Origin of the sequence: Pedobacter sp. ISL-64 (assembly GCF_018613605.1) — a bacterium.
Classification (GTDB): Bacteria; Bacteroidota; Bacteroidia; order Sphingobacteriales; family Sphingobacteriaceae; genus Pedobacter.
This window is the reverse complement of the sequence record NZ_JAGGPU010000018.1, coordinates 166212-178003: the sequence shown is the minus strand read 5'-3', so window position 1 is coordinate 178003 and position 11792 is coordinate 166212. Positions and strand designations below refer to the sequence as shown.

Below are 11792 nucleotides of genomic sequence, written 5' to 3'. Positions count from 1 at the left end.
AAAACAAAAGCAATCTTATATTATATAATGTAGGAATAACTTGCGTGACTGAATATACTTCCGAAGCCATCCTTACACCCCTGCTCTTTTAAACTTCGAAAGTTATTTACTGAAATCATACCTATATAGTAATAAGAACCTGCTTTGCTAAAAAAGATTAAAAATTCACTCTGCAACCTTCTGAAGTCATCTACTGAAATCATACTATATATATGTATAGGAATAAAAAAACCTTTCAGATACATTGGGTATACCATATATGTTAAAAATTGTTAACTGTTATATTGTACTGAATTGCTTTGCATAGCTTAGTGGCCAATTGTTTTTATTGATGTTATCGTATTATTAATTATCTTTGCAGAATGTTTAAAGTTAAACACTTAATTATTTTAGTATTTGTTGCCGCTCTGGGTATTGCGGGTTGTAAAAGTCGTTTCGAGAAATTGAGAGCGAGTAATGACGTTGCAAAAAAATACCAAGAGGCTCTTCGTTTGTATAATAAACGTGATTACAGTAAAGCATTGGTGCTTTTTGAGGATCTTTCTCAAAAATATCGTGGCCGTGCAGAAGCTGAGGATCTGAACTATTATTATGCTTATACTTTATATAGATTAAGTGATTACACAACTGCCAGATACCAGTTTAAAAGTTTTGCAGATACCTACCCAGCAAGTAAAAATGCCGAAGAAGCGAGATACATGGGTGCTTATTGTTTCTATTTAGAATCTCCAAATTTCTCTTTAGATCAGGAAAATACCTATAAGGCTATAGATGCACTTCAATTATTCATCAACTTATACCCTACCAGCGATCGTGCTGCAGCCGCTGGCAAATATATTGCCACATTAAGGGGCAAGTTAGAAGATAAAGCTTTTGAAAATGCCAAAATGTACTTAACTACCGGACCAAGCAATGTAGACAACTACAGGGCAGCGGTTATTGCTTTAAAAAATGCGCAAAGAGATTACCCAGATATTAAATATGCTGAGGAAATGGATTTCTTGATGATTAAAGCGCAGTATTTATACGCAAAAAACAGTTATATCATCCGCCAGGAAGACCGGTATAATGAAGCACTTGCTTTATATACTGAGTTTACTGAAAACCATCCTGACAGTAAATACACTAAAGATGCAAAGGTACTTAAGGATGATGTTGAGGCTGGTATTGTGGCTACAAAACAAGAATTGGCATTATATGCCGCTGATCAGGAAAAATACAAGCAGATGTTGATCAGAACTGGTAAATTAAAGGATACCGTTTCTACAAAACCAACTAATGCTGATAACACAAATATTAAAAACAAGTAATACATGAATACTAACAAACCTGCTGTACCAAATACTACAGTAACCAGAAACGTACACGATTTAGATAAAACTACAGATAACTTATACGAATCTTTAGTGGTAATTGCTAAAAGAGCAAATCAGATTTCGAACAACGTTAAAGAGGAGTTACATGGTAAATTGGCAGAATTTGCTTCAAGCAACGATAATTTAGAAGAAATTTTCGAAAATCGCGAGCAGATTGAAATCAGCAAACATTACGAGCGCATGCCGAAACCTGTTTTGGTTGCTATAGATGAATTTTTGAACGAGAAAATTTATCACAGAAATCCTGCTAAAGAACAAAAGTAATTAGCAGAGGGCAAAGAGCATGGCGCAGTTTTATAAGCATATCAATGCTCTATGCCCCTTGCTCAACACGCTATGCTGAAACATAAAAATATAATCCTTGGCGTTTGCGGTAGCATCGCAGCATATAAGTCGGCTTTTTTAGTTCGGCTGCTTGTAAAAGCTGGTGCAAACGTAAAGGTTATTCTTACCCCTGATGGTGCTAATTTCATTACACCACTTACCCTTGCTACGCTTTCTAAGAACCCTGTTTACACCCAATACTTCGAAGAAGAAACTGGCGTATGGAGCAACCATGTTGAGTTAGGCTTATGGGCCGATTTAATTATCATCGCTCCAATAAGTGCCAACACGCTGGCCAAGCTGGCAACAGGCATCTGCGATAATTTATTAACGGCTGTTTATCTTTCGGCCAAATGCCCGGTTTATGTCGCCCCGGCAATGGATCTGGATATGTGGAAGCATGAAACTACTCAAGCTAATATCGAAAAGATTATCAGTTTTGGGAATAAGGTTATTGCCCCTGCCAATGGCGAACTTGCCAGCGGACTTTGGGGCGAAGGCCGAATGGCAGAACCTGAAGAAATTGTTTCCTTTCTAAACGATGCGATTAAAAGATCGATGCCTTTATTTGGCAAAAAGGTAATGGTTACTGCTGGTCCTACGTACGAGGCGATTGATCCAGTGCGTTTTATTGGCAATCACTCATCAGGCAAAATGGGTTTTGCCCTTGCTGATGAACTGGCCAGCCTTGGCGCTGATGTTACATTAGTTGCCGGACCAACTGCACAAAAATCTACTCAAATTTTAAAAAGAATCGATGTAGTAAGTGCCCAGGAAATGTTTGATGCCTGTTCATCGGTATTCCCTGAAACGGATATCACCGTAATGTGCGCCGCTGTGGCAGATTATCGCCCTAAACTGATTGCCGCTCAAAAAATTAAAAAACAGGATAGTGGCCTGGTTTTGGAACTGGAAAAAACAACTGATATACTCGCTTCTTTAGGTACAGCAAAAAAAGCGCACCAGATTTTGGTTGGTTTCGCTTTAGAAACCAATGATGAAGAGAATTACGCCAAAGGTAAACTAGAAAAGAAAAACCTAGATCTGGTGGTTTTAAATTCTTTAAATGATAAGGGCGCAGGTTTTAAATCAGATACCAATAAAATTACTATTTTTAACAAAGCTTTAGAACGGACTGTATTTGAAATGAAATCGAAAAGAGATGTTGCTAAAGATATTTGTGCGGCCATTTTAAAAATTGCAAAATGATAAAAAAAATTGTCTGGATATTGTTATTGGTTGGTTTCGGGAAACTGCATGCACAGGAGCTAAATGCGAGGATAACACTGCTGGCTCCCCAGGTTTCGAACATCAGTAAGCCAACTTTAGATGCTTTGCAAAAAACAATCCGCGATTTTTTAAACAATAACAAGTTCAGCAACGAGAGTTATAAGCCTCAGGAACGGATTGAGTGTAGTTTTGTCATCACCATCAATTCGTGGGATGGTGGTTCCGGATATACTGCAGAAGCACAGATCCAAAGCAGCCGACCGGTTTTTAACAGCTCTTACAATAGCACTTTGTTAAATATGAGTGATAAGAATTTCGATTTTAATTTCAATGATGGTGCTACAATCGACTTTTCTGATCAGAATTATATTTCCAATATCAGTGCCCTCCTCACCTACTATGCTTATACCATCATCGGAATGGATAAAGATAGTTTCAGCAAAATGGGCGGAACTCCGTTTTATAAAAAAGCACAGAACATCATTAATCTGGCGCAAGCTTCGGGCAATACCGGCTGGCGTGCAGCTGATGGTTTACGCAATCGTTTTTGGTTTAATGAAAACGTTTTGAATCCTATTTTTAGCGAACTGCGCAATTTTATCTATAGCTACCATTTAAGCGGCCTCGATCAGCTAACCGATAATGACAAGGGTTTAACACAAATTGTTGCCGCCCTGCCTGCCCTTCAGCAAATGGATAAGCAAAAACTGGGTTCCATTTTCCCAAATGTTTATTTCGCATCAAAAGCCGAAGAAGTAACCAATGTACTTTCTAAACTAAACGGCCAGGAACGCATGAAAGCTTACAATATGTTGGCCGAAATCGATCCGGCGAATATTGGTAAGTACGAAGGGCTGAAGAAAAATTAGTTCATTTGTCAATGGTTCATTGATCTATAGTTTGATCGCTCATCGTTCATTACTTAGGAGTTGATTATTGTCTCGACTAAACTACTTCGGACTCCGGACCGCCGACCTAAGTCAGTTTTTCATAGCAGGGGTTTTCCTTTCAAAAGCCAAATAGGCATGCAACATTCTGCCTTTCCATGCGTCTTATATCACAGTTAACCGGTTAAGCAGTTTCGACAATTAACCAATAACGTTAAAAATTTGTTAAAATATTTTGATCTTACGAATATCTTCGTACATTTGAATACGAAATAATTCGTACAACTTGTAACATATGACTAATCATAACATCAAACCAACAGAAGGTGAAATGGAAATTCTCCAGGTACTTTGGCAAAAGGGGAATGCAACGGTAAGAGAAGTTCATGAGGCATTGAATAAAAAAGACTCTGGGTATACCACAACTTTAAAACTGATGCAGATTCTGCATGAGAAAGGAATGGTAGAAAGAGATACCAATCAAAAAACGCATATCTATAAAGCGCTTGTTAGTCAGGATAAAACTGAAAAACAATTGGTAAACAAAATGATCGATAACGTATTTAACGGATCGGCAGCGAGATTGGTAATGCAGGCTTTGGGTAACCACAGTGCAAGTGCAGATGAGATTGACGAAATAAAAAAGTATTTAGATAGCCTAAAGTAAGGCTAGCGTTGAAGGTTGAAAGGTGTAGGGTTTAGATCCCTAATAAACAGTAAAATTTTCGGATTGTCCCCGTATAAAAAATTAAAACCACCGTTATGGAAACTTTATTACAACAGTTCATCAAAGCATTTGGCTGGAGTATTTTAAACTCACTTTGGCAAAGCGCCATTATTTATGGCATTCTATTTATTGTAATGCTCAGCATTCCGAAGCTGGCGGCTAAACATAAGCACAACCTTGCTTTTGGCGCCATCATTTTAATGTTTATTGGCTTTGGCTATAATTTCATTCATCAGTTAACATTGAATGTAAATAATCAGGCTCCCGCAATCAATGCACAAAATATACAGGTTTACCAATACTTTAACAACCTACCGCCAAGTTTTAGCAGCAAGGCAGAGCAGTATTTCCCTATTGTAGTCGTATTTTACATTATTGGTATTTTGCTTCAGTTATTCGTAATCGTTAAAGGTTATGGTCAGCTTTCAAAACTAAAGAAAGAAAGTTTAAGTGCCATTCCAGATAGCTGGAAAGCCATTTTCGAGCAGGTAACTGCCCACCTTAAAATTAATAAAGTTATCCAGTTCCATTTGTCTTCTATTGTTAATGTGCCTTTGGTTATCGGTTATTTAAAACCCGTAGTATTATTTCCATTGACCCTGGTAAATCAATTAGACAACGATCAGGTAGAAGCAATATTAATCCATGAGTTATCACACATCAGAAGAAACGATTTCTTATTGAACCTGATTAAAACAGCCATAGAAACCTTATTATTCTATAATCCGTTTGTGTGGATGGCGGGTAGATTTATACACATTGAGCGCGAGCATGCCTGTGATGATCTGGTATTAAAAATTACCGGAAAACCATTGAATTATGCCCATGCCCTACTCAAACTCGAATTATTAAAAGATAAAAACAGTCCGGCTTATGCACTAGCAGCAACAGGCAAGACCCAGAATTTGTATCAACGCATAAAAAGAATAACCAACATGAAAACAAATTATTTAAATGCCAAACAACAAATGGCAGCCTTAACTTTAGGAATAGCCTGCTTGTTTTCTATTGCCTGGATCAATCCAACAGAAAAGAAAAAAGAAAATAAAAAAACGCCTAAAATTGAGGTTTTGAGTGTAATCAACCATCATGATGTGAAAACCATTGTTTGCACTGATACCACTAAAAAACGTAAAATTAAAATTGTAACCATTGATGCGGATGGTAAAAAAACCGAATATAACTCGGTAAAGGAAATGCCTGATAGCCTAAGAAAAGATTTTTACAGGGATGAGCTTTTTGCAGGAAAAAATATCTACAGACTGCGTTCCGATAGTAATTTTAAATTTAAATTCAGCGATTCGCTATTGCTGGCAAAAATACATAAAGAGTATAATTCACCGGAAGCGCAGGCTAAATGGAAAAAATTTGGCGAAGATGTGGCCAAACAATATAACTCACCAGAGGCACAGGCTAAATGGAAAAAATTTGGAGAAGATATTGCAAAACAATACAACACACCAGAAGCACAAGCCAAATGGAAAAAATTTGGAGAGGAAATGCAAAAGAAAATGAATTCTCCTGAAGCCCAGGCAAAATGGAAAAAAATGGGTGAAGATATGAACAAAGAATTCGGTTCACCAGAAGCCCAGGCCAAATGGAAAAAAATGGGCGAAGATATGGCTGCTAAAATGAACACGCCAGAATTTAGAGCACAAATAGAGAATATCAGGGCGCATGCTTTAAAATCAGGAGATATTGCAAGATTATCTGGCTTAAGCAGATTACACGCTGATTCTTTATTTAAAACCAAAGGTTATCAGCTTTCTCCGGATGGTATAATTTTTAACAACAATGATAACTCGAACAGTAACGTAAGACAAACTGAAGAGTACAAGAAATTGAAAGAAAAATTCGACAACGAGGTAAAAGAGCTGAAAGAGAAAATGGAGAAGAAAGAGAAAAAGGAAAAGGTAGAAGGTGGTAACAAAAGCTCACAGGTAACTCCGGCAGTTATGTTATACAATAATCAAGATTTTACCAGTGCGGTTAAAGCCCTGAACACACTAAATGCTGTAGTAACGTATAAAAAATCTGATTTTACCAATGCCAATCAAACAGCTATAAAAAGTTATGTTCAGGCAGCCAACTTAAAAATTACAGATGATAATGCAATTAGTATTTCGATAAAATAACAACACATAAACCAAACAGATCATGAACAGCGAAGATAATTCTTCGCTGTTTTTGTTTTGTATTCACCCGTTGAATAAATTTTAATATTTTTGCTTAGCTATGCTACAAAAACTTTCTATACGTAATTACGCATTAATTGACAGTCTCGATATCGAATTTGATAAGGGCTTAAATATTATAACAGGTGAAACTGGCGCTGGTAAATCCATCATTTTAGGTGCATTGTCGCTAATTTTAGGCCAGCGCGCAGAAAGCAAATACTTTTTTAACCAGGATAAAAAATGTGTTATTGAAGGAAGTTTTGCACTGGCAGATGAAAACCTGAAAGAACTTTTTGAAGAAAATGATTTAGATTTCTCGAACGAAAGTATACTGCGTAGAGAAATATCTATAGACGGTAAAACCAGATCGTTTATTAACGATACACCGGTTAATTTATCAATTCTTAAACAAATTGGTGAAAAATTGATCGACATCCACTCCCAGCATGCCACCCAAGAGATTAACGATACCGATTTTCAACTGTTAATTGTCGATTCTTTAGCTAACCACCAATCGCTATTGTTTAATTACCGCAGCGGGTTTAAAAAACTAAGACAAGATACCAACCTGTTGAAGAAATTGGTTAGTGAGGCAGACGAAGCGAGAAACAAGCAAGATTATGAGCAATTTCTATTTAACGAACTCGAGCAGGCAAAATTACAGGAAGGTGAACAAGAAGATTTAGAGCAAGAGTTAGAACGTTTAACACATGCCGAAACCATAAAAAGAGCTTTACTTACCGCTTCCGGTTTAATTAACGAAAGTGAACCTTCTGCCCTCCAGATATTAAAAAAAGCTTCATTACAACTTCAAAGTATAGAAAAGTTCGATCCTGCAATTAATGTGCTGTACGAACGTTTACGCTCGTCGATTATTGAAATAAAAGACATTACCGATGAAGTTTCTACAATAGAGGGAAATACTATACACAGTGCCGATCGGTTAGAAATTGTAAACCAAAGGTTGGATCTGTTTTATACCCTGCAACAAAAACATAGGCTTGCCAATAATACCGAATTGCTGGCATTTCAAAATCAGTTGGAAGAAAACCTGAACAAGCTGTTATCTTCTGATGAGCATATCGAAAAACTGCAGAAAGAAATCGATCAGCTTAAAATAGAATTGCATAAACAGGCTGACCAATTGAGTGCCAACCGCAAGAAAGCAATTAAAGTGGTTGAGGAACAAACCGGTATTACTTTGAAACAGGTAGGTATGCTTAATGCTAAATTGGTTTTAGACCAAAAAGTGTTGAACGAATTGAATAAAGATGGTTTAGATGAAATCAATCTGCTCTTTACGGCCAATGCTGGCCAAGCCCCTGCCCCGGTAAATAAAGTAGCATCTGGTGGTGAGTTATCGCGACTAATGTTGGCCATAAAAGCTTTATTGGCGAAACACACTTCGTTACCGACTATTATTTTCGACGAGATTGATACCGGAATTTCTGGTGAAACCGCGTTAAAAGTTGGAGAAGTAATTGCTGATTTAGGACAGAACATGCAGGTAATTTCGATAACGCACCTGCCCCAAATCGCAGCTAAAGGCATATCACATTACTTTGTTCATAAAAATGAAGATCGCGGAAAAACCACAACAGGCATCCGTAAACTTAAACAAGAAGAACGTATTGGTGTAATTGCCGAAATGTTGAGTGGGAAAAACCCCGGTGCATCAGCAATTGAAAATGCACGGGAGCTGCTCGCCTAATAAAGCTTCTAAGCTTTCTGGTATAACTCTATATGTAGACAGGTGTTCCCACCTGACTAAGCCGTATTTGTAGTGTTTTTTATAAAAGATAAATAGTATATTGATTTGATTCAGTGTCCGATGGTAATCTGACACCACGATATAATTAACCCGCAACTCCTTAATCGATGTACAGTCGGATGTTACCATCTGACTGATTGTAAATAAGATTATTGTAAATTTGCCTCATCCTATCTGACAGCTAAAAGAAAAGAATTAATAATTTTACATCTACAGCTTACATAAACTAAATAATTAGTTTATATTTAATCAATGAAATCTTTTATACTTCTACTTTCATTATTAATCGTCGGTAAATTTTGTTCTGCACAACAAAGTTATATCCTTTCGGGCATGGTAAAAGATAAACGTGGTGAGCCTTTACCCGGGGCTGGCGTATATGTAAGCGGTTATAAAATTGCAACAGTTTCTAACAATGACGGCACCTACACACTACCGCTAAAACCTGGTAACTACGATATTTTAGTACAGTTAATCGGCTATAAAGCTTTAAACAAAAATGTATTGATTGCTGATAAAGCCGTAAAACTTGATCTTATCCTCGAAGAAAGTGTAACCCAATTGGCCGAAGTAACCATTAAACCCGATCCAAGCAGAGAACATTATATTGCCATGTTTAAGGGGTATTTTATTGGCACCACCCCAAATGCAGCGCAATGTAAACTCATCAATCCGAACGTACTGATTATTGATTACGATAAAGAGGAACATAAACTTACAGTCAAAACCACCCAATTTCTGATTATTGAAAACAAGGCGCTTGGATACCGCATTAAGTACCTGCTGAACAATTTTGAATACGATAGCAAAACCAGGATCATTTATTATGAAGGTTTTCCTTATTACGAAGATTTAAAAGGATCGGCACGCCGGAAGAAAATTTGGGAGCAAAAGCGGATTACCAGTTATTTAGGTTCTCCACAACACTTTTTCAGATCCATTTATCATCACCGCGCCACCGAAGAGGGGTTTATTATTAATAAACTGATTAGCATACCAAATCCGGATAAACCTTCCGACAGTATGATTAACGCCAACATTAAACGCTTAACAAAAGTACAGGATGGCTTAACACGCACATTAACTTTTACGTCTGGAGATTCTTTGAGCTATTGGATAAAAAAGAAAAATCTCCCAAATGGGATTTCTATTTTAAGCCGTGCTCCGGTAGCGCAGGATACATTGGTACACGCGAAGAATCAAAGTATCAAAAGCTTCAATTTTACTGATCAACTTTATGTTGTTTACACCAAAGAAAGGGAAGATCCTTCTTACGCCAACCGGATCGGCCTGTCTATTGCACGGCCATTAGATATGCCAGATTACCAGATTTCTACCATCACCTTACAAGTTGTTCCGGTATATTTTTACGAAAACGGATCTATATACAACCCTCGTTCGATGATTTATTCAGGTTACTGGGGCTGGGAAAAAATTGCCGATAGTGTACCCATGGATTATTTGCCGCCAGCCGATTTCGAGAGGAAATAAACATCAATCTCATTAAAGGAAAGGCAGTTATTAGGCTTAGAGACCAAGTATTTCTTTATTATTTTTGAAAAGCAAATACAGTACTTTTTTGGTTTCGAAAGTCCCGCCCTTCGTTACAAATCCTCGCCCTCATGCTTCGGGCTGTGGGTTTTTCACTTTGGTCGGGTTTGGCTGGCAAAGGCCAGTAATACTATTGAGGGTTTTGGAACCACACAGAGCACCAACCTTTGTTAAATAAACCCGACAGAGCGGGTAGCCCACAGTGAAGCGTAGCGTAACGAGGAAACAAGCGATGGCGGGATTGCTCTAGCCATGAAAAACAGACCTTCCATTTCCAAACCGAACAATCTTTATGACGAACCTGATCCGTTTTGGAAATGGTCGTCATCTCGACTGGAGCAATGCGGAATGGAGAGATCTATCTAGCAAGATTTTGCTTCACAGCGCCTTCGGGCTCTCGACTCCGTTGCACTCGTCTCGAAATAACGATCACTATTAAATGTTAAATTTGTTAAAAATCTTTTTCGTTTTTAATAAATATTACGCCTTTTGGTTACATTCGTCTCTATGATTAAAAGCCTTTTAGTAGCCCTTACGCTAATCATGTTGGGTACTAATGCCATTGCTCAAAACACCTTCTCGATTAGTGGTTTGGTTAGGGATCAAAAAGATGGATTACCTGGCGCAAGTATCTATTTAAGTGGATATAAAATTGCTACAGTGGCTGATAACGACGGACGATTTAAATTATCAAATCTAAAACCTGGCAGTTATGATCTACTCGTTCAGCTGGTTGGTTACCTCCCCTATTCTAAAAGTGTAATTATTTCCGATAAATCGGTGCAGGTAGAGCTGGTTTTGAAAGAAAATGTTGCGCAGCTGGAAGAAGTTGTAATTAGGGCCGATCCTAACCGTCAGAAATATATTAACCAGTTTAAAGATTTTTTTATTGGTAAAACTCCAAATGCCTCACAATGTAAGATATTAAATCCGCAGGTTTTAAATGTAGATTTCGACATTACCAAAAGTACCTTAACGGTTTCTACAACCGAGTTTCTGATCGTAGAGAATAAAGCTTTAGGTTATCGGCTAAAATATATGCTCGACCGTTTTGAGTACAATTCGAGAACACACATTATTTACTATTCCGGGCATCCATTTTTTGAGGAATTAAAAGCATCGGCAGCTAAAAAGAAGAAGTATATCGCCGCCAGAGAGGTTGCATATTATGGTTCTTCGCAACATTTCTTCCGTTCCCTTTATGCCAACAAAACGCAAGAAGAAGGATTTATCATCAACAAGATGGTAAAAGTGCCTAACCCTAACCGCTATCCTGAATATTTAATTAATGCCAATTTAGAAAAGATTAAGGCCGTACCCGAGAAAACGGGCATTAGGCAGAATAAAGGTAAAATAGATACCGCATTGCTCGCCTTTTGGACCAAACAAAAAGAAATGCCCCGAACCATTGATAAATTTTCGAGAGCAGAGGTGCTTACCGATACATTGGTGCACTATTTTAACCAGAACTTAAAATACATTAGTTATACAGATGCATTGCTGATCCAATACACCAAAGAAAAAGAATCTCTGGCTTATTCTAATACCGGATTTTGGATCTTCAGGCCTTTGGATGTACCCGAAAATGAAATTTCTGTTGCCAACTTAACCGGCGAAGGCGTACGTTTCTATGAAAATGGTGGCATTTACGATTCCCGGTCGCTCTTGTACGAAGGTTTCTGGGCTTATGAAAAAGTGGCCGATATGGTGCCGATGGATTATGTTCCGCTACCTAAGATTAAGTAATGT

The 11792-nt window shown here is 37.6% G+C and carries 9 protein-coding genes and 1 pseudogene; 9 read left to right on the top strand and 1 reads right to left on the bottom strand.

Features of this window, described 5'->3' with window-relative positions; genetic code table 11:
- The first annotated feature begins 362 nt into the window (after positions 1–362).
- From J7E57_RS20215 to J7E57_RS20195, 5 genes are all read left to right on the top strand, one after another.
- Complete coding sequence (locus J7E57_RS20215; RefSeq protein ID WP_029279752.1) at positions 363–1310, top strand: outer membrane protein assembly factor BamD; 948 nt, start codon at positions 363–365, stop codon at positions 1308–1310.
- Positions 1311–1313: 3 nt separating this feature from the next.
- Positions 1314–1640: a DNA-directed RNA polymerase subunit omega gene (locus tag J7E57_RS20210; RefSeq protein WP_025145617.1), complete on the top strand. Its 327-nt coding sequence runs from the start codon at positions 1314–1316 to the stop codon at positions 1638–1640.
- 72 nt (positions 1641–1712) lie between these two features.
- Positions 1713–2909 carry a bifunctional phosphopantothenoylcysteine decarboxylase/phosphopantothenate--cysteine ligase CoaBC gene (gene coaBC, locus J7E57_RS20205; protein ID WP_215131166.1) on the top strand — a complete coding sequence of 399 codons (1197 nt, stop codon included), beginning with the start codon at positions 1713–1715 and terminating at the stop codon, positions 2907–2909.
- Complete coding sequence (locus J7E57_RS20200) at positions 2906–3799, top strand: DUF4835 family protein (RefSeq protein WP_057934614.1); 894 nt, start codon at positions 2906–2908, stop codon at positions 3797–3799. Before coaBC ends, J7E57_RS20200 begins: the two co-directional genes overlap by 4 nt.
- Positions 3800–4112: 313 nt before the next feature.
- Positions 4113–4484: a BlaI/MecI/CopY family transcriptional regulator gene (locus J7E57_RS20195; RefSeq protein ID WP_029279745.1), complete on the top strand. Its 372-nt coding sequence runs from the start codon at positions 4113–4115 to the stop codon at positions 4482–4484.
- Positions 4485–4486: 2 nt separating this feature from the next.
- Here J7E57_RS20195 and J7E57_RS27495 read toward each other — a convergent pair.
- A pseudogene (locus tag J7E57_RS27495) lies at positions 4487–4573 on the bottom strand (hypothetical protein); the annotation flags it as partial.
- A 6-nt stretch (positions 4574–4579) separates the two neighbouring features.
- Here J7E57_RS27495 and J7E57_RS20190 point away from each other — a divergent pair.
- The 4 genes from J7E57_RS20190 (at position 4580) to J7E57_RS20175 (ending at position 11789) form a co-directional block, all read left to right on the top strand.
- Complete coding sequence (locus J7E57_RS20190) at positions 4580–6679, top strand: M56 family metallopeptidase (RefSeq protein WP_215131168.1); 2100 nt, start codon at positions 4580–4582, stop codon at positions 6677–6679.
- A gap of 100 nt (positions 6680–6779) precedes the next feature.
- Positions 6780–8432, top strand: a complete 1653-nt coding sequence (gene recN, locus J7E57_RS20185) for a DNA repair protein RecN (protein ID WP_215131170.1) — start codon at positions 6780–6782, stop codon at positions 8430–8432.
- Between the two features lie 312 nt (positions 8433–8744).
- On the top strand, positions 8745–9983 hold the full coding sequence (locus J7E57_RS20180) for a carboxypeptidase-like regulatory domain-containing protein (RefSeq protein WP_215131172.1): 1239 nt from the start codon (positions 8745–8747) through the stop codon (positions 9981–9983).
- A gap of 567 nt (positions 9984–10550) precedes the next feature.
- Positions 10551–11789 carry a carboxypeptidase-like regulatory domain-containing protein gene (locus J7E57_RS20175; protein ID WP_215131174.1) on the top strand — a complete coding sequence of 413 codons (1239 nt, stop codon included), beginning with the start codon at positions 10551–10553 and terminating at the stop codon, positions 11787–11789.
- The last annotated feature ends 3 nt before the right edge of the window (positions 11790–11792 follow it).

Coding starts and splice junctions, on each gene's coding strand:
- J7E57_RS20175 (WP_215131174.1), top strand. CDS start 10,551: ATGATTAAAAGCCTTTTAGTAGCCCTTACGCTAATCATGTTGGGTACT.
- recN (WP_215131170.1), top strand. CDS start 6,780: ATGCTACAAAAACTTTCTATACGTAATTACGCATTAATTGACAGTCTC.
- J7E57_RS20180 (WP_215131172.1), top strand. CDS start 8,745: ATGAAATCTTTTATACTTCTACTTTCATTATTAATCGTCGGTAAATTT.
- J7E57_RS20195 (WP_029279745.1), top strand. CDS start 4,113: ATGACTAATCATAACATCAAACCAACAGAAGGTGAAATGGAAATTCTC.
- J7E57_RS20215 (WP_029279752.1), top strand. CDS start 363: ATGTTTAAAGTTAAACACTTAATTATTTTAGTATTTGTTGCCGCTCTG.
- J7E57_RS20210 (WP_025145617.1), top strand. CDS start 1,314: ATGAATACTAACAAACCTGCTGTACCAAATACTACAGTAACCAGAAAC.
- J7E57_RS20190 (WP_215131168.1), top strand. CDS start 4,580: ATGGAAACTTTATTACAACAGTTCATCAAAGCATTTGGCTGGAGTATT.
- coaBC (WP_215131166.1), top strand. CDS start 1,713: ATGCTGAAACATAAAAATATAATCCTTGGCGTTTGCGGTAGCATCGCA.
- J7E57_RS20200 (WP_057934614.1), top strand. CDS start 2,906: ATGATAAAAAAAATTGTCTGGATATTGTTATTGGTTGGTTTCGGGAAA.